This window comes from Amycolatopsis sp. NPDC021455 (assembly GCF_040640995.1).
Classification (GTDB): Bacteria; Actinomycetota; Actinomycetes; order Mycobacteriales; family Pseudonocardiaceae; genus Amycolatopsis.
Map to the genome: position 1 here is coordinate 1 of NZ_JBFACT010000086.1, position 16,392 is coordinate 16,392.

Genomic DNA, 16,392 nt, shown 5'->3' on the forward strand with positions numbered 1-16,392 from the left:
CCTTCGAGGACGCCGTCTCATTTTAGTCCTCGCAGGACAAGCGCCCGAAGCGTTCCTCGGAGGTCCCAGCCATGAAGGAAGGTAGTCCTATCAGCACCCTTCCCACGACCGACACCCGGCAGGACATGCGGCTGGTCCCGGCGGCGCTGGTGTGCTGGCTCGCCGCGCTGGCCGGCCTGCTCCTCGGCTGGTGGACGGCGGTCGCCGCCGGCCTCGCCTCGGCGGTGGTCGCCGGGCTGGTGCTCTGGCGGGCGCGCGGCCGCCCGCGGGTCCTCGGCGCGGCGGCGGTCCTCCTGGTGATGGGGCTCGTCGCCGCGGGTCCGGTCGCCTGGCGGATCCGGGACGCGCAGCGTGACGAACTTCGCGCCGTCGCGGCCCAAGGACTGCCCGCGGCGTTGCGGGTGGTCGTCGCCGAACGCCCCAAGCCGGTGCGCAGTGCCGGGTACGCCGACCGGCAGGCCGGTGCGCGGTCGGTGGTGCTGGCGGCCGACGTGCGCACGGCGTCGGTCGACGGGCGGCCCGTCCCGTCGGCCGGGCGGGTCCTGCTGCTGGCGCCGGTCGCGCAGTGGGCGGCGCTTCTCCCCGGGCAAGAGGTCGGGGTGACGGGCCTGCTGATGCCCCCGCGCGGCTCGGACCTGACGGTCGCGGTGCTGTCCGTGCGCGGCCCGCCGGGCGAGCCCGGCCCGGCGCCGTGGTGGCAGCGGGCGGCGGCCACGCTGCGCGCCGGTCTCCACGACCTGTGCCGGTCGTCCCTCCCGGACGAACCGGCGGGCCTGCTCCCGGGGCTGGTCCTGGGCGATACGAGCGCGCTGTCCCCGCGTGTCGAAGAGGAGTTCGTCACCGCGGGCCTGGCCCACCTCACCGCGGTCAGCGGCGGCAACCTGGCCGCGGCCTGTGGTGCGGTGCTGCTCCTGTTGCGCCTGCTCAGGCTCGGGCCGCGGCTGTCCGCGGTGGCGGCCGGGGTGTGCCTGGCGGGGTTCCTCGTCCTGGTCGGCCCGGAGCCGAGCGTGCTGCGGGCGGGAGTCATGGCGGCGGTGGCGTTGCTGGCCCTGGCACTGGGCCGGCGGGGCTCTGCGCTACCCGCGCTGGCGTTCGCGGTGGGCGTGCTGGTCGTGGCGGATCCGGCGATGGCCACGGACTTCGGGTTCGCGTTGTCGGTGTTCGCCACCGCCGGGCTGGTCCTGCTCGCGCCTCGCTGGGCCGGGGCGCTCGTCCGCCGCGGCGTCCCGCCGGGGTTCGCGGACGGGCTGGCGATCCCGCTGGCGGCCTTCCTGGTGACCGCGCCGGTGCTCGCGGGCATGGCGGGCTCGGTGAGCCTGGTGTCCGTGCTGACCAACGTCCTGGCCGCGCCGGTCGTGACTCCGGCGACGGTGCTCGGCGTGCTGGCGACGGTCACCGGCCCGTGGTGGCCGGGTGCCGGGAAGGTCCTGGTGCACCTGGCCGACCCGGAGGCCCGGTGGCTGATCACGGTGGCCCGGCACGGCGCGCGGACCCCGGGCGCGGTCGTCGCCTGGCCCGGCGGCTGGGCCGGCGGCCTCCTCGCCGCCGCTGTCGTCGCGGTGCTGGTCCTGGCCGCCCGGTACTGGCGCGCGCGGGTGCTGATGGCGGTGCTGGCCGTCGTGGCGCTGCTGGTGTTCGTCCCGGTGCGGGTGCTGGCGCCGGCGTGGCCGCCGCGGGACTGGGCGATGGTCGAGTGCGACGTCGGCCAGGGTGACGCGGTCGTGCTGGCGACCGCCGAGCCGGGACGGGCCGTCGTCGTGGACGCGGGGCCCGAGCCGGGGCCGGTCGACGAGTGCCTGCACCGGCTGGCCGTCGACCGGATCCCGCTGGTGGTGCTGAGCCACCTGCACGCCGACCACATCGGCGGGCTCGCGTCGGTCTTCGACGGCCGGGCGGTCGGCGGGATCGCCGTCGGGCCGGGACGCGCGCCGGGGTGGGCGTGGCGGCAGGTCGCCGCGGAGGCCGCCCGGCAGGCGGTGCCGCTGGTCGAGCTGAACCCCGGGGAACGGCTGGCGTGGCCGGGGCTCGGGCTGGACGTGCTCGGCCCGCGATACGTCCCGGCTCGCTCGGCCGGGCCGCAGGACGGCACCACGATCAACAACAGTTCGGTGGTGCTGCGCGCGGAAACCCGGGCGGGGCGGGCCCTGCTGACCGGGGACGTCGAACTGGCCGCGCAGGCCGACCTGCTGGCCGACGTCGGCGATCTGAAAGCGGAGGTGCTGAAGGTCCCTCACCACGGCTCGCGGTACTCGCTGCCTTCGTTCCTCGCGGCGGTGGCGCCGCGGCTGGCGTTGGTCAGCGTCGGCGCGGGCAACACCTACGGGCACCCAAGCAAGTCCACAATGGACAGTCTCGCGGCGCTCGGCGCACGCGTGACGCGCACGGACGTGGACGGGGACACCGCGGTCGTCGCCGGTCCCGCCGTCGTGCGCCGGGGTGAGCCACGCGGCCCGCCCCGGCGGTGAGCGCGCGGGTCATTCCACGGCGGAGCGCCCGGCGCGCTCGTGGGCCTGGCGGTCGTGTTCGACACTGATCTGACGTCGAGCCCATCGCTGCCCGCCCTCGTCGGCGATGGCTTCAACGCGCGCGACCAGGACCCGGACCGCGTCCGCGCCGTCGTAAGGCGATGACGAATGGAGGAACAAGGCGGCTTCACGCTCGATCGCGTAGCCGGCCTGGCTGTGTTCCACCCAGTTCTCGTGCAGGCCGAAGGTGGTCCGGAATCCGGTGGCGATCAGGACGAGGGCGCCCAGCGCGGCAATGATCACCGAGTCGAGGTGGGCGGCGGCGGCCACTGGAATCGCGGCCGAGCCGATGAGGGCGACGACTTCCATACCGCCGTACCTCAGCCGGTCTCGGCGGGCGCTCCTCTTGTACCAACGCCACTTCGCGACGACCGTCACCGGCAATGCCCGACCGTCGCGTTCGGCGCTGGCCATCCAGTGCTCGCCGAGATCGCCGGACGTGTCCCGAGCCCACCTCATACCCCCATACCTCCGCGATCGTGCCGACTCACCGAACAGGTGTCGACCCTAGCGGCCGGGGGAGTCCAGAAAGGAGGCCTGCCGTCAGGGGCGAGCCGGATCGCTCGCCCCTGACGACGGAACGCCAGTAGCCCAGTGTCTCAGTAGCCCAGCGCCTCGTTCACGGCCGCGGCCGACGGCGGCAGGACCGCCTTGGGGCCCACGTGGTTCTCGATCGCGTCGAGGGTCTTGAGGCCGTCGCCGGTGATGAGCAGCACGGTCTCGGCGTCCGGGTCCAGCTTGCCGGTCTCGACGAGCTTCTTCGCCGTGGCGACGGTGACGCCGCCGGCCGTCTCGGTGAAGATGCCTTCCGTCCGGGCCAGCAGCCGGATGCCTTCGACGACCTCCTCGTCGGAGACGTCCTCGATCGCGCCGCCGGTGCGGTTGACGATGTCGAGGACGTACGGCCCGTCGGCCGGGTTGCCGATCGCCAGGGAGCGGGCGATGGTGTCCGGCTTCACCGGCTGGACCACGTCGTGGCCTTCGCGGAACGCCGCCGACACCGGCGAGCAGCCGGTGGCCTGCGCGCCGAACACCTTGTAGGGGCTGGCGTCCACGAGACCGAGCTGACCCAGCTCGCGGAAACCCTTGTCCACCTTGGTCAGCTGCGAACCGGAGGCGATCGGCACGACGATCTGCGGCGGGATGCGCCAGCCGAGCTGCTCGGCGACCTCGAAGGCCAGCGTCTTCGAGCCTTCCGAGTAGTACGGCCGGACGTTCACGTTGACGAACGCCCACTTCGGGTGCTCGCCGGCGAGCTCGGTGGCGAGGCGGTTGACGTCGTCGTAGTTGCCGTCGATGGCGAGGAGGTCGCCGTCGTACACCGCGGTGGTGAGGATCTTGGCGCGCTCGAGGGTCTTCGGGATCAGCACGACCGACCGCCAGCCGGCGCGGGCCGCGGCGGCGGCCGTCGCGTTGGCCAGGTTGCCGGTCGACGGACAGGCGAGCACCTCGAACCCGAACTCGCGGGCGGCGGCGAGCGCGACGGCGACGACGCGGTCCTTGAAGGAGTGCGTCGGGTTGCCGGTGTCGTCCTTGACCCACACCCGCTTGAGGCCGAGCTCCTTGGCGAGGCGGTCGGCACGGATCAGCCGGGTCGCGCCCGGCTCGGTGTTCGGGATTTCTTCGACGTTGGAGGGAACCGGGAGGAGCTTCTTGTAGCGCCAGATGTTCTTGGGGCCGGCCTCGATGTCCTCGCGGCGGACGCGGCCGAAGTCGTAGGCGACCTCGAGCGGCGAGAAGTCTTCGGCGGAGACGAATTCCGGAGCGAGCGGCTGCCGGTGGCCCTCTTCCTTCGACACCAGCTCGACGGCGGGCCCCAGGTCCGGGGTCTTGGTGCTGGAGGTCGTGCCGAGGGTTGCGGTCATCGCGAGGTTCCTTCCTCATCTGCCCCGCCGAAGCGGGCCGGAATTGGCACCGTGGTCGTCAGCTACCCCGCGATCGCGGGATGACGGGCTGTACGCCGGTTGCCGGGGCTTCGTCGGGCCGTTCCCTCTGCCCCTCTGGATGAGCGGTATTCGATTGTCGGTGCGCATCCACCGGAAAACCCGGGGCGGCTGCCTCGGCTACACCGTACGACATGGCGCTCGCGCCGTGCCACGGTGCCCGCTCGACATCACCGGAGCGGGGGCACGCCGGCAGCAAGTGGGAGGATTATCGGGTGACCGCGCAAGCCACCGCCCCGGCCCCGCTGCACCTCGTGCTGGGGGAGGAAGAACTGCTGATCGAGCGGGCCGTCCGCGAGACGCTGGCCGCCGCCCGCGCGATGGACGCCACGGCCGAGCTGACCCGCGTCCGGGTGTCCGATCTCACAGCGCCCGAGCTGGCCGAACTGGTCAGCCCGTCGCTGTTCAGCGAGGGCCGGGTGATCGTCCTCGAGTCGGCGCAGGACATCTCGCAGGAGCTGGCGGACGCCGTCGCGGCCTACCTGAAGGACCCGGCGGACGGGGTCGTGCTCGTGGTCGTGCACACCGGCGGCGGCCGCAGCAAGGCGGGCAAGACGCTCCCGGCGGTGCTGAAGAAGGCCGGCGCCGAGGTGACGGAGTGCCCGAAGCTGACCAAGCCGGCCGAGCGCGAGCAGTTCGTGCGCCACGAGGTGCGCCGCGTGGGCGGCAAGATCGACCCGGCCGGGGTCGCCGCGCTGATCGACGCGGTGGGCTCCGACCTGCGGGAACTGTCCTCAGCGGCGACGCAGCTGGTCGCGGACACCGGCGGGGCCGTCGACGCGGAGGCGGTCCGCCGCTACCACCGCGGCCGAGCCGACGTCACCGGCTTCGCGGTGGCGGAGAAGGCCGTGAGCGGCGACCGCGCGGCGGCGCTGGAGTCGCTGCGGTGGGCGATGCAGCTCGGCGTCCCGCACGTCCTGGTCGCCGACGCCCTGGCCGACGCGGTCCGCACCATCGCCCGGGTCGCCGGCGCGGGCCGGGGCAACCCGAACCAGATGGCGGGCGAGCTGGGCATGCCGCCCTGGAAGATCCGCAAGGCGCAGGGCCAGTCCCGCGGCTGGAACCCCGACGGCCTGGCCACGGCGATGCGCGTGGTCGCGAGGTTGAACGCCGAGGTCAAGGGCGTGGCGGCGGACCCGGGCTACGCACTGGAACGCGCGGTCCTCGAGGTGGCCGCGGCCAAGGGCGACCGCTGATCGGGTCTCCGGCCGCCGCGGCCCCCGGACAAGAGGAAAGCCCCGGCCGGAGCCGGGGCTTTCCCAGAGATCAGCAGCTCAGAGCGCGTTGACGCGCTTCGCCAGCGCCGACTTCTTGTTGGCGGCCTGGTTGGCGTGGATGACGCCCTTCGAGACGGCCTTGTCCAGCTTCTGGGCGGCGTCGCGCTGCAGCTCGACGGCCTTGGCCTTGTCGCCGGCCTCGGCGGCTTCGCGGACCTTGCGGATCGCGGTCTTCACCGAGGACCGGATCGCCTGGTTGCGCTGACGCGCCTTCTCGTTCGTCGTGATGCGCTTGATCTGCGACTTGATGTTGGCCATAGGGCAACTCCTGTTTCACTCGGTGAGATTCGCCGCCGCGCTGATGTGGCCCTGCTCGGGGAGCGGGTTTCCTCCATGACGGAATGCCGCACGGCAACGAGCGACCACTTTAACAGCCCAGCTCGCGGCGGCCCGCGCCGGGATCCGATCACCAGGAGTACCGTCGGCCGCACGACACGACCACGACCGGCGTGCTCGGACGGCCGGTCGTTCAGCCGACGGGGGAAAGCCTGGCGGACCGGGCTTCGGCACGCGCGGAAACCCCGTAAGGGGTCCCATGAACGCCACTGCCCTGTCCCTCGTCCTCGTCGCCGCCGTCGTGCACGCGGCGTGGAACCTGGCCGCGAAGCGGGTCTCCTCCGGCGGCCCCCAGTTCGTCTGGCTCTACTACACGGTTTCCGCCGTCGTGCTGCTGCCCGTGACGGTCGTCTTGCTGGCCGTCGAGCCGCAACGTCCACAGTGGAGCTGGCTGCTCGCCGCCGTGGGCACGTCGGTGCTGCACGTGGCCTACGGCCTCGTGCTCCAGCGGGGATACCGCGTCGGCGACCTCTCGGTCGTCTACCCGGTCGCGCGGGGCACCGGGCCGCTGCTGTCGGTGCTGGCCGCCGTCCTCGTGCTCGGCGAGCGGCCCGGCCCGCTCGGCCTGCTCGGTGCGTTCCTGGTCATCGCCGGGGTGCTGGTCATCAGCACCGGGCGCACCGGGGGCGGGACGCACGCGGTCAAGGCCGGGATCTTCTACGGCCTCCTGACCGGGGCCGTCATCGCCGGCTACACGCTCTGGGACGCGCACTCGGTGACCGGCGTCGGCGTGCCGCCGGTGGTCTACTTCGGCCTCGGTTCGCTCCTGCAGAGCGTCATGCTCGTGCCCGGTGCGCTGGCCGGCCGCGCCGAGGTGGCCCGGATCTGGCGGGAGCAGCGCCGCGAGGTGCTGCTCGTCGCGGTGCTGTCGCCGCTCGCCTACATCCTGGTGCTGTTCGCCCTCACGATGGCGCCGGTCAGCCTGGTCGCGCCCGCGCGGGAGCTGAGCATCGTGCTGGGCGGCCTCGCCGCGTGGCTGGTCCTGGGCGAGCGGAACGCCGTCCGACGCCTGGCCGGGTCGGTGATCGTGCTGTCCGGGATCGTCGCGATTGCGGCGGCCTGAGCCCGTCCGGTAGGGATGGGCGGATGGAGATCCTGAAGAGCCGGTTGCTGATCCGCCCGCGCGACGCCGCGGCGTCCACGGCGTTCTACCGCGAGACTCTCGGCCTGGCCGTGGAGCGGGAGTTCCCCGGCGGCACCGTGTTCTTCCTCGGCCACGGATCCCTCGAGGTGTCCGGCCGGGGCGAGGCGGGCGCGTCGCCCGATCTGGTGCTCTGGCTGCAGGTCCGCGACCTGGCCGGCACGCTGGCCGACCTCCGGGCGAAGGGTCTCGAGCCCGTGCGGGACGCCCGGCGGGAGCCCTGGGGCCTCGACGAGGCCTGGATCGCCGATCCGGACGGCACCCGCATCGTGCTGGTCGAGGTGCCCGAGGGCCACCCGATGCGCACGGACACCCGCTAGGCCGGCTTGACGCCGCGCAGCTGCGCGGCCAGCGCGGCGAAGCCCGGCGGCTCCCACGTCCAGGTCTGCAGGTCGGTGAAGCCCGCCGCGGCCGCCTCGTCGGCCAGCACGTGCCTGCTCACGGGCAGCCACCTCTCGTGCGCGGACAGCAGCAGCCGCCCGCCGGGGCGCAGCACCCGGAACAGCTCCGCGAAGCCCGCCGCGCGGTCGTCCCAGAGCATGACGTTGTTCACGGACAGGACGACGTCGGCCGACCCGTCCGGCTCGCCGGTGCGGGCCGCCGAACCCTCGCGCAGCTCGGCCCGGTCGCCGCAGCGCTCGTGGCACAGCGCGAGCATCTCGGGGGAGGGGTCGACGCCGACGGTGCGCCCGGCCAGGCGCGCGGCGGCCTCGAGCCCGACGCCGGGGCCGGGCCCGACGACCAGGACGGTCTCGTCCGGCTCGATCCTCGCCAGGTCGACGACGCGGTGTTCGGTGGCGGCGTTGCCGCGGGCCATCACCCAGCCGCCGAGGCGGCCGAGCACGCCCGAAGGGTGACCGAAAGCACGGTCGAGGACGCGGGCGAAGCCGCCTGGATCCGGCTGGGGAGGGGGTGCCGGCTGGTGCGAAGTGCTCATACTTCGAGGGCACCACTTCTCGCGGAACCTCGCATCGGGGATGACCCCCACCCGCACCCGGAGGGTCATGGGAACATAGAGGTGGCCATCCCCGACTTTCCGAGGACTCATTCGAGTGACGACGTTCGCCGACACCACCTTCACGCCTCCGGAGCTGATCCGGAACTTCTGCATCATCGCGCACATCGACCACGGCAAGTCCACCCTGGCCGACCGCATGCTGCAGCTCACCGGCGTCGTCGAAGAGCGGGCCATGCGCGCTCAGTACCTCGACCGGATGGACATCGAGCGCGAGCGCGGCATCACGATCAAGGCGCAGAACGTCCGGCTGCCCTGGAAGGTCGGCGGCCAGGACCACGTCCTGCACATGATCGACACCCCCGGCCACGTCGACTTCACCTACGAGGTCTCCCGGGCGCTGGAGGCGTGCGAAGGCGCGATCCTGCTGGTCGACGCGGCCCAGGGGATCGAGGCGCAGACGCTGGCCAACCTCTACCTGGCGCTGGAGAACAACCTCCAGATCATCCCGGTGCTCAACAAGATCGACCTGCCCTCGGCCGACCCCGACAAGTACGCCGGTGAGCTGGCGCACATCATCGGCTGCGAGCCCGAAGACGTCCTGCGGGTCTCGGCCAAGACCGGCATGGGCGTCGGCGAACTGCTCGACGAGGTCGTCAAGCAGGTCCCGGCGCCGCAGGGCGACGCGGACGCGCCGGCCCGGGCGATGATCTTCGACTCGGTGTACGACACCTACCGCGGCGTCGTCACCTACATCCGGGTCGTCGACGGCAAGATCACCCCGCGCGAAAAGATCAAGATGATGTCCACCGGCGCCACGCACGAGCTGCTGGAAGTCGGGATCATCTCGCCGGAGCCCAAGCCCAGCAAGGGCCTCGGCGTCGGGGAGGTCGGCTACCTGATCACCGGCGTGAAGGACGTCCGGCAGTCGAAGGTCGGCGACACCGTGACCTCGGAGCGCCACGGCGCCAAGGAAGCGCTGGCGGGCTACCGGGAGCCGAAGCCGATGGTCTACTCCGGACTGTACCCGGTGGACGGTTCCGACTACCCCGAACTGCGCGAGGCGCTGGACAAGCTCCAGCTCAACGACGCCGCGCTCGACTACGAGCCGGAGACGTCGGTCGCGCTGGGCTTCGGCTTCCGCTGCGGCTTCCTCGGCCTGCTGCACCTGGAGATCACGCGCGACCGGCTCGAGCGCGAGTTCGGCCTGGACCTGATCTCGACGGCGCCGAACGTCATCTACCGCGTGGTGCTGGAGGACCGCAGCGAGGTGGTCGTGACGAACCCGTCCGACTGGCCGAGCGGCCTGAAGATCGCCGAGGTGCACGAGCCGGTGTCGAAGGTCAGCATTCTCGCGCCCGCCGAGTTCGTCGGCACGATCATGGAGCTGTGCCAGAGCAAGCGCGGCACCCTGCTCGGCATGGACTACCTGTCCGAGGACCGGGTCGAGCTGCGCTACAACATCCCGCTGGCGGAAATCATCTTCGACTTCTTCGACACGCTGAAGTCGCGTACGCGCGGCTACGCGTCTCTCGATTACGAAGAAGCGGGGGAGCAGATCGCGGATCTGGTCAAGGTGGACATCCTGCTGCAGGGCGAAACCGTGGACGCGTTCTCCGCGATCGTGCACAAGGACGCGGCCTACGGCTACGGCAACCGGATGGCGACGCGACTGCGCGAGCTGATCCCGCGGCAGCAGTTCGAGGTCCCGATCCAGGCGGCGGTCGGCTCGCGGATCATCGCGCGCGAGACGATCCGCGCGATCCGCAAGGACGTGCTGGCCAAGTGCTACGGCGGTGACATCTCGCGGAAGCGGAAGCTGCTGGAGAAGCAGAAGGAAGGCAAGAAGCGGATGAAGACCGTCGGCCGGGTCGAGGTCCCGCAGGAGGCCTTCGTCGCCGCACTGTCCACTGAGGACTCCGGCAAGAACAAGAAGTAACTGTTCCATTGATGTGACAGTGGCGCCCATATTCACTCATCGGTGTGAATATGGGCGCCGAACCCGTGTTCGATGCGGTTTCTGTCGGTGCTCTCTGGTTTGCTCTGGTGCGAAGAGCGAAAGGAGGGCACCATGACTCTCATGACGGACTTCCAGTATCCGACCGGGTCGGGCCCCATGACGGTGCGCGATCTCGAGGGGATGCCGGATGACGGGCGAAGATACGAACTCATCGACGGGGCACTGCTGGTGACCCCGGCACCCGGGTTCCGGCACCAGAAGATCACCTACCGTCTCTACGGTGTGCTGGAGGATGCGTGTCCGATCGAGTTCGATGTTGTCGGAGCGCCCTTCGCCGTGCATCACGGCGACAAGACTGAACTCCAGCCGGACGTCCTGGTAGGCCGGGACGAAGACTTCACCGACAAGGATCTCCCGGCGCCGCCGGTGCTGGCCGTTGAGGTGCTGTCACCCAGCACGGCGATCTACGACCTGAACCTCAAGAAGGCGGTCTACGAGCGGCTCGGCACCGGGAGCTACTGGGTGATCGACCCGGAGGAGCCCGCGCTGACGGTGTTCGAGCTGGACGAGGAGGGCCACTACCAGCAGGTGGCCAAGGCAGCGGGCGACGAGGTTCTCGAACTCGAGCGGCCCTTCCCGGTGCGGATCGTCCCGCGGGAGCTACTGGGGCGGCTCGGCTGAACCGTGCCACCGGTCGGCGCGCCGGACGCGGGGTGTGCCGCGGAGCTGGGCGTGCAGCTGCCGGTGCCGCAGCTCCTTCCGGAGCCGTTCGACGACCGCGTCGAACAGGGCCGGGGCGAGGATCGCGGTCTGCTCGAACTGCCTCCGCTGGGGTGGCGCCGGCTGGAGTTTGCCGCGCGGCGCGTACCGCTGCACCGAGCTCTCGACGCCTCCGCCGGTGACCAGGTCCACCCAGAGGGCGTCGCGCAGGTAGCCGTCGCCGAAGCGGGCCGAACGGCGGACGGTGACGTCCGCGATCTCCGGCCACGGCACCAGGCGCGTGCTGAGCGTGCCCGCGGGCAGGCGGATCCCCTCGTCGCCGACGGTGAGGTCGCGGAGACCCTCGAAACCACGCTTCAGCTCCCGGGCGCGGGACACCCGGAAGGCCACCACGGCGACGAGCACGGTCGCCGCGTAGGCCCCGCCGATCAGCCACGGGGACAGGCCGCCCAGCAGACTGTCCAGCAGGCCGAGAGCGAGCGCCGCCCCGAAGCCGGCGTCGGCGACGGCGAGGACGCCGAGCAGGACCTTGACCGGCGTGGTGACGCGGAGGGGGGACTCGGACAACGGGACGACTCCTGGGGCCGGACGGGTCAGGGGTTGCCGATTATCCGGTCCGCCCGGACGAACACCGCAACCCGCCGCTCTTCGGCCATCACCCGGTCGTACTCGGCCCAGTCGTCGTGGGTCCCGGTGGCGGCGATGAAGACGTCGCGCAGCAGCTGCGGCAAGCCTGCGGGATCGAACGCGGGGTCGGGATCGTCCGGGCCGATGAGGTGCGTGGGCCCGGTGACGGACAGCCAGTTCCAGCCGCGGCGGAAGGTGACGGTGGCGTGCCCGACACGCCGCAGCAGGGCGAGCTTGTGCGCCTTGCCGACGGCCACGTAGGCGACACCCGGAGCACCGGTCACCGGATCGCCGAGGACGCCGGCGTTGACGACGGAGGCGTGCACGGTGCCGTCCGCGCGCGTCGTGGCGACGGTGGCGAGGCCGTGCTCCTGCAGCGACAGCGTCCGAACCTGCTCCAGATCAGCGCTCATGGCATCAACCTAGCCCGCCCGGTGCACCGGATGTCCGGATTTCACCCGGCGAAATGCGCTCTTAACGGTCCGCGCAGAGCGGACCGCCGTCGCTCAGCAGGGGCCGTTGTCGGTCCAGACGCCCCACTGGCCCGTCGTCCCCGGCTCCTCTCCCTGGGTCCACCATTGCGCCGTCCACTTGTGGCCGTTGTGGGACACCACGTTCCCACCCGTATACACCTGCGAAGCGCTCCACTCGGGCGCCGTGCACGTGCCCGGGTTCGTCCCGCCCGTGTCCCACGGAACCTGCGACGAGCGGTAGAAGTTGACTCCCTGCGCCACCCAGCGCGGGGCCTGCGCTCCGAGACGCGCCCGGAACGCCGTCCAGTCATGCGTCGACCACGGCGACCAGCCCAGCTCCGCATGCGCCGCCAAACGGGGAAACGCCAGGTAGTCGATGTCCGACGGCGTCACCACCGTTTCCGTCCACAGCGGGGATTCCACGCCGCGGACCGCGGTTTCGCCCACGCCCGACAGGTACGAGCCCGGGTTCCAGCCGTACGCGTCCTGGACCTCGATGTAGCCCGCCCACGACAAACCGATCGGCGTCGAGCTGTTGTACTTCATGTCCAGGTACGCCTTGTTCGCCGGGGACAGGATCACCTTGCTGCCGCGGGAAACCGCCGTCGAGACGCCCGCGTCCGACGTGGAAGTGCCCCAGAACTGCGGAGTCGCCGACGCCGGCAGGGTGGCCTTCGCGATGTCGTGCCAGCCCACCGCCGACTTGCCCGTGGCCGCCACCAGGGGAAGCACCTTGTTCATGAACTTCAGGTAGTCCGCCTGGGAAGTCGCCGACGCTTCGTCGCCGCCGATGTGCAGCCACGGGCCTGGTGTCAGGGCCGCCAGCTCGCGCAGCACGTCCGCGACGAACGTGTACGTGATGTCCTTCGAAATGCACAGCGAGCTGTAGCCCACCGCCGTGTCCGTTCGCAGCGCCGGTGCCACCCCGTTGCAGTTCAGCTCCGCGTACGACGCCAGGGCCGCGTTCACGTGTCCCGGCATGTCGATCTCCGGGATGATCGTGATGTGCCGCGACGCCGCGTAGTTCACGATGTCCGTGTACTGCGCCTTCGTGTAGTAGCCGCCCGCGCCGCCGCCGACCTGGGTGCTGCCGCCGTACGTCGCCAGGCGGGGCCAGCTGTCGATCTGGATGCGCCAGCCCTGGTCGTCCGCCAGGTGGAGATGCAAATTGTTGATCTTGTACTGGGCCAGCTGGTCGAGGTACCGCTTGACCGTCGGCACGGGGTGGAAGTGCCGCGCGACGTCGAGCATCGCGCCGCGGTAGGCGAACCTCGGGTAGTCCACGATCGTCGCGCCCGGGACGCTCCACGGCCCCGCCTGCGCCGACGAGCTTTCGATACGGCCGGGCAGCAGCTGCCGCAGTGTCTGGACGCCCGCGAACAGCCCGTCGGCCGTCTGAGCCCGCACGGTGACCGACGACGCCGTCGACACCAGCTGGTAGCCCTGCGCGCCGACGGACGCCGGTGCGCCGCTCAGCAGCAGCGCGATGCTGTCCGGCGGCACGGACGCCGGCGCGTCGGACACCGGCAGCGCGTAGCCGGTCGACGGGCGCAGCACGCCGGCCAGGTAGTCGCCGACCTGGCGGGCCGGGGCCGAACCCGCTTCGGTGACGATCTTCGTCGTCGAAACCAGCGGGAAGGCGACCCCGGCCGACGGTGTCACCGAGACCGGCACGGGGACGATCGACTGCAGCGCGGGCGTCGCCGCGGCGGCCTGGGCGGTGGTGGTGCCGGCGCCGATCAGGGCCAGCACGGCGAACACGCGGCCGAACCGCCGCGCGAAGGGAGTCTGCACCGGGACCTCCTGGCGGGAAGGGTGCGACGCCGGCGTCGCACCTGCCCGGATCGTCGCATTTCCGGCGACTGTGGTCTAGACCAAGTCGGGTGGTCTGTGCAGTGGTCCGCGCGACCGGTGCGGTGGGACTAGGCTCACGAGCATGTTCGACGAGCTCGAGTTCCCGGTCGTCGCCGCGCCGATGGCGGGCGGTCCCACCACTCCGGAGCTGGTCGCCGCGGTGACCGAGGCCGGTGGTTTCGGCTTCCTGTCGGCCGGCATGCTCACGCCGGCCGCGCTGCGGGCGCAGATCGAGCGCGCCGCCGAACTCACCGCCAAGCCGTTCGGCGTCAACCTCTTCGTCCCGCAGCCCGACACCGGCGCCGATGTCTCAGCGCATCGCGAGCGGCTCGAGGCGTTCGCGCGCGAGTACGACGTCGAACTCGGCGAGCCGAAGTGGGACGACGACCACTACGCGGCGAAGCTGGAAGTCGTGCTCGAGAAGCGCGTCCCGGTGGTGTCGTTCACCTTCGGCCCGCCGTCGCCGTCGGAGGTCCTGCGCCTCAAGGAGGCCGGCAGCACGGTCGTCGTCACCGTGACCACGCCCGAGGCCGCGCAGCGGGCGGCGGACCTCGGCGCGGACGCGCTCGTCCTGCAGGGCTTCGAAGCGGGCGGGCACCGGAGCCTGTTCACCGACGACCCGCACCTGCCCGGCGGCGGTGCCGAATACGGCGTCCTCGCGCTCCTGAGGCTCGTGGCCGCTCGCGTCGACCTGCCGCTGGTCGCCGCCGGCGGGCTCGTGCACGGTGCCGACGTCGCGGCCGTGCTCGCCGCCGGAGCCGTGGCCGCCCAGCTGGGCACGGTCTTCCTGCGCGCCGACGAAGCCGGGACGTCCGAAGCACACCGCAAGGCGCTCGCGCTCGCCGAGCGCGAGACCGCGTTCACCCGGGCCTTCAGCGGACGTCCGGCGCGCGGGCTGGTCAACAAGTTCATGGACGCGCTGTCCGAGGGTGCGCCGGCCGCGTATCCGCAGCTCAACAACCTCGCCGGACCAGTGCGCAAGGCGTCGGCGAAGGCCGGGGACCCGGAAGGGATCTCGCTGTGGGCGGGCCAGACCTATCCGCTCGCCTACGACGCGTCGGCCGCCGTGATCGTCGAGCGGCTGAAGGTCGAGGCGCGCGACGCCGCCGCCCGCCTCGACCGGATCCGCTAGCCGCCGGTGCGGTTCAGCACCGAGTGCCGCCGGCTGTAAAGGAAGTAGACGACCAGGCCGAGCACGAACCAGATGCCGAACCGCAGCCAGGTCACCGGCTGCAGGAACGTGATCAGCCAGAGCGAGAACACGACGCCGATCGCGGGCACCACCGGCATGCCCGGCGTCTTGAACGTCCGCGGCAGGTCCGGCTGCTTGTAGCGCAGCACGATCACCGCGACGCAGACCACGACGAACGCGAGCAGGATGCCGATGTTGGTCAGCTCCGCGGCCTCGCCGATCGGCAGCACCCCCGCGATGATCGCCGACGCGCCGCCGAGGATCCACGTCATCCGGCTCGGCACCTGCCGCTCGGGGTGGGTCTTGCCCAGCCACGGCGGCAGCAGCCCGTCGCGGCTCATCGAGTAGCCGACGCGGGTGGCGCCCATCAGGAACGTGAACAGCACGGTCAGGATGCCGACGATCGCGCCGATCGCGATCACCGTGGCCAGCCCGTCCAGGCCGACCGACTTGAACGCCGTCGAGAAACCGCTCTTCGGGTCGATCTCGGTGTACTTCTGCATGCCGGTCAGCACCAGGCAGGCCAGCACGTACAGCACCATGGAAATCGCCAGCGAGTAGAGGATCGCCTTCGGCATGTGCCGCTGCGCGTCCTTGGACTCCTCGGCCGCCGTCGACATCGCGTCGTACCCGAAGACGGCGAAGAACACGGTCGCCGCGCCGGTCACCGCGCCGCCGAAGCCCGCGGGCGCGAACGGCGTGTAGTTGCCGGTCTTGACGTAGAAGAAGCCGACGAGGATGACCACCAGCACGATCAGGACCTTGATGCCGACCATCGCCGTCTCGAACCGGGCGGCGCTGCGGATGCCGCGGTTGAGCAGGTACGCGATCAGCAGGCACAGCAGCGCGGCGAACAGGTCGACCTTGTGGCCCGGCCCGGTGCCGGGCGCCCCGAGCATCCACGCCGGCAGGTCGAGGCCGAGCTGGCCGAGCAGGAAGCTGAAGTAGCCGGAGATGCCGATGGCCACCACCGCGACGATCGCGGTGTACTCCAGCAGCAGGTCCCAGCCGATGAACCAGCCGACGATCTCGCCCAGCACCGCGTAGCCGTAGGTGTAGGCCGAACCCGCTTTCGGGATCAGGCCGGCGAATTCGGCGTAGGAGAACGCGGCCGCGGCGCTGGCGACCCCGGCGATGAGGAACGAGATCAGCACGGCCGGGCCGACGCCGGGGATGCCCGCCGCGTCGTCGCCGTGCGCCACGCTGCCCGCGAGGGCGAAGATCCCGGCGCCGATGATGCCGCCGATGCCGATGGCGGTCAGCTGCCACAGGCCCAGGGTGCGTTTCAGGCCACCGGTTTCGCCTGCGTCCTGGATCTGGTCGATCGGCTTGCGCCGGAAGATGCCTGAACTCGAACCCAGGCCTTCTGGAGCGGACATCATCGTCTCC

The 16,392-nt window shown here is 71.5% G+C and carries 15 protein-coding genes and 1 riboswitch; of the genes, 7 read left to right on the top strand and 8 right to left on the bottom strand.

Annotation, left to right across the window (positions count from 1 at the left end):
- Nucleotides 1–71 precede the first annotated feature (71 nt).
- Entirely contained in the window at nt 72–2,465 is a 2,394-nt protein-coding gene (locus AB0G28_RS44130) for a ComEC/Rec2 family competence protein (protein ID WP_361103870.1), read from the top strand.
- Nucleotides 2,466–2,474: 9 nt separating this feature from the next.
- Here the strand turns inward: AB0G28_RS44130 and AB0G28_RS44135 are convergent, their stop codons facing one another.
- Together AB0G28_RS44135 and thrC are read right to left on the bottom strand one after the other, a co-directional pair.
- Nucleotides 2,475–2,939: a DUF4231 domain-containing protein gene (locus tag AB0G28_RS44135; protein ID WP_361103872.1), complete on the bottom strand. Its 465-nt coding sequence runs from the start codon at nt 2,937–2,939 to the stop codon at nt 2,475–2,477.
- Between the two features lie 185 nt (nt 2,940–3,124).
- Nucleotides 3,125–4,390, bottom strand: a complete 1,266-nt coding sequence (gene thrC, locus AB0G28_RS44140) for a threonine synthase (protein ID WP_361103874.1) — start codon at nt 4,388–4,390, stop codon at nt 3,125–3,127.
- 12 nt (nt 4,391–4,402) lie between these two features.
- A riboswitch (SAM riboswitch) is annotated at nt 4,403–4,536 on the bottom strand.
- 147 nt (nt 4,537–4,683) lie between these two features.
- On the opposite strand from thrC, the gene holA reads away from it, so the two are divergent.
- Nucleotides 4,684–5,664 (top strand): DNA polymerase III subunit delta, encoded by a 981-nt coding sequence (holA, locus tag AB0G28_RS44145; protein ID WP_361103876.1) that lies wholly within the window; start codon nt 4,684–4,686, stop codon nt 5,662–5,664.
- 78 nt (nt 5,665–5,742) lie between these two features.
- On the opposite strand, the gene rpsT is transcribed toward holA, so the two are convergent.
- Entirely contained in the window at nt 5,743–6,003 is a 261-nt protein-coding gene (gene rpsT, locus AB0G28_RS44150) for a 30S ribosomal protein S20 (RefSeq protein ID WP_013228460.1), read from the bottom strand.
- Between the two features lie 277 nt (nt 6,004–6,280).
- Between rpsT and AB0G28_RS44155 the strand changes: the two genes are divergently transcribed.
- Entirely contained in the window at nt 6,281–7,144 is an 864-nt protein-coding gene (locus tag AB0G28_RS44155) for a DMT family transporter (protein WP_361103879.1), read from the top strand.
- A gap of 23 nt (nt 7,145–7,167) precedes the next feature.
- Nucleotides 7,168–7,542, top strand: coding sequence for a VOC family protein (locus tag AB0G28_RS44160; protein ID WP_361103881.1), 375 nt, complete (start codon nt 7,168–7,170; stop codon nt 7,540–7,542).
- Here AB0G28_RS44160 and AB0G28_RS44165 read toward each other — a convergent pair.
- Nucleotides 7,539–8,159, bottom strand: coding sequence for a class I SAM-dependent methyltransferase (locus tag AB0G28_RS44165; RefSeq protein WP_361103883.1), 621 nt, complete (start codon nt 8,157–8,159; stop codon nt 7,539–7,541). The genes AB0G28_RS44160 and AB0G28_RS44165 overlap by 4 nt on opposite strands.
- Before the next feature lie 115 nt (nt 8,160–8,274).
- On the opposite strand from AB0G28_RS44165, the gene lepA reads away from it, so the two are divergent.
- Together lepA and AB0G28_RS44175 are read left to right on the top strand one after the other, a co-directional pair.
- Entirely contained in the window at nt 8,275–10,116 is a 1,842-nt protein-coding gene (gene lepA / locus AB0G28_RS44170) for a translation elongation factor 4 (RefSeq protein WP_361103885.1), read from the top strand.
- Between the two features lie 132 nt (nt 10,117–10,248).
- Nucleotides 10,249–10,818 carry a Uma2 family endonuclease gene (locus AB0G28_RS44175; RefSeq protein ID WP_361103887.1) on the top strand — a complete coding sequence of 190 codons (570 nt, stop codon included), beginning with the start codon at nt 10,249–10,251 and terminating at the stop codon, nt 10,816–10,818.
- Here the strand turns inward: AB0G28_RS44175 and AB0G28_RS44180 are convergent.
- The 3 genes from AB0G28_RS44180 to AB0G28_RS44190 all read right to left on the bottom strand — a co-directional run bounded on the left by AB0G28_RS44180 (nt 10,798) and on the right by AB0G28_RS44190 (nt 13,751).
- Nucleotides 10,798–11,424, bottom strand: coding sequence for a hypothetical protein (locus tag AB0G28_RS44180; protein ID WP_361103889.1), 627 nt, complete (start codon nt 11,422–11,424; stop codon nt 10,798–10,800). The two genes, AB0G28_RS44175 and AB0G28_RS44180, sit on opposite strands and share 21 nt — an antisense overlap.
- Nucleotides 11,425–11,450: 26 nt before the next feature.
- Nucleotides 11,451–11,897, bottom strand: coding sequence for a pyridoxamine 5'-phosphate oxidase family protein (locus AB0G28_RS44185; RefSeq protein WP_361103891.1), 447 nt, complete (start codon nt 11,895–11,897; stop codon nt 11,451–11,453).
- A 93-nt stretch (nt 11,898–11,990) separates the two neighbouring features.
- Nucleotides 11,991–13,751 carry a family 20 glycosylhydrolase gene (locus AB0G28_RS44190; RefSeq protein ID WP_361103893.1) on the bottom strand — a complete coding sequence of 587 codons (1,761 nt, stop codon included), beginning with the start codon at nt 13,749–13,751 and terminating at the stop codon, nt 11,991–11,993.
- A gap of 142 nt (nt 13,752–13,893) precedes the next feature.
- Here AB0G28_RS44190 and AB0G28_RS44195 point away from each other — a divergent pair, with 142 nt between their 5' ends.
- Entirely contained in the window at nt 13,894–14,943 is a 1,050-nt protein-coding gene (locus AB0G28_RS44195) for a nitronate monooxygenase (protein WP_361103895.1), read from the top strand.
- Here the strand turns inward: AB0G28_RS44195 and AB0G28_RS44200 are convergent.
- Complete coding sequence (locus AB0G28_RS44200) at nt 14,940–16,382, bottom strand: amino acid permease (RefSeq protein ID WP_361103897.1); 1,443 nt, start codon at nt 16,380–16,382, stop codon at nt 14,940–14,942. The two genes, AB0G28_RS44195 and AB0G28_RS44200, sit on opposite strands and share 4 nt — an antisense overlap.
- Nucleotides 16,383–16,392: the final 10 nt, after the last annotated feature.

What these genes read in the sequence shown, in the direction of transcription:
- AB0G28_RS44130 (WP_361103870.1), top strand. Translation starts at nt 72, where the DNA reads ATGAAGGAAGGTAGTCCTATCAGCACCCTTCCCACGACCGACACCCGG.
- AB0G28_RS44135 (WP_361103872.1), bottom strand. Translation starts at nt 2,939, where the DNA reads ATGGCCAGCGCCGAACGCGACGGTCGGGCATTGCCGGTGACGGTCGTC.
- thrC (WP_361103874.1), bottom strand. Translation starts at nt 4,390, where the DNA reads ATGACCGCAACCCTCGGCACGACCTCCAGCACCAAGACCCCGGACCTG.
- rpsT (WP_013228460.1), bottom strand. Translation starts at nt 6,003, where the DNA reads ATGGCCAACATCAAGTCGCAGATCAAGCGCATCACGACGAACGAGAAG.
- AB0G28_RS44155 (WP_361103879.1), top strand. Translation starts at nt 6,281, where the DNA reads ATGAACGCCACTGCCCTGTCCCTCGTCCTCGTCGCCGCCGTCGTGCAC.
- AB0G28_RS44160 (WP_361103881.1), top strand. Translation starts at nt 7,168, where the DNA reads ATGGAGATCCTGAAGAGCCGGTTGCTGATCCGCCCGCGCGACGCCGCG.
- AB0G28_RS44165 (WP_361103883.1), bottom strand. Translation starts at nt 8,159, where the DNA reads ATGAGCACTTCGCACCAGCCGGCACCCCCTCCCCAGCCGGATCCAGGC.
- AB0G28_RS44175 (WP_361103887.1), top strand. Translation starts at nt 10,249, where the DNA reads ATGACTCTCATGACGGACTTCCAGTATCCGACCGGGTCGGGCCCCATG.
- AB0G28_RS44185 (WP_361103891.1), bottom strand. Translation starts at nt 11,897, where the DNA reads ATGAGCGCTGATCTGGAGCAGGTTCGGACGCTGTCGCTGCAGGAGCAC.
- AB0G28_RS44195 (WP_361103895.1), top strand. Translation starts at nt 13,894, where the DNA reads ATGTTCGACGAGCTCGAGTTCCCGGTCGTCGCCGCGCCGATGGCGGGC.
- AB0G28_RS44200 (WP_361103897.1), bottom strand. Translation starts at nt 16,382, where the DNA reads ATGTCCGCTCCAGAAGGCCTGGGTTCGAGTTCAGGCATCTTCCGGCGC.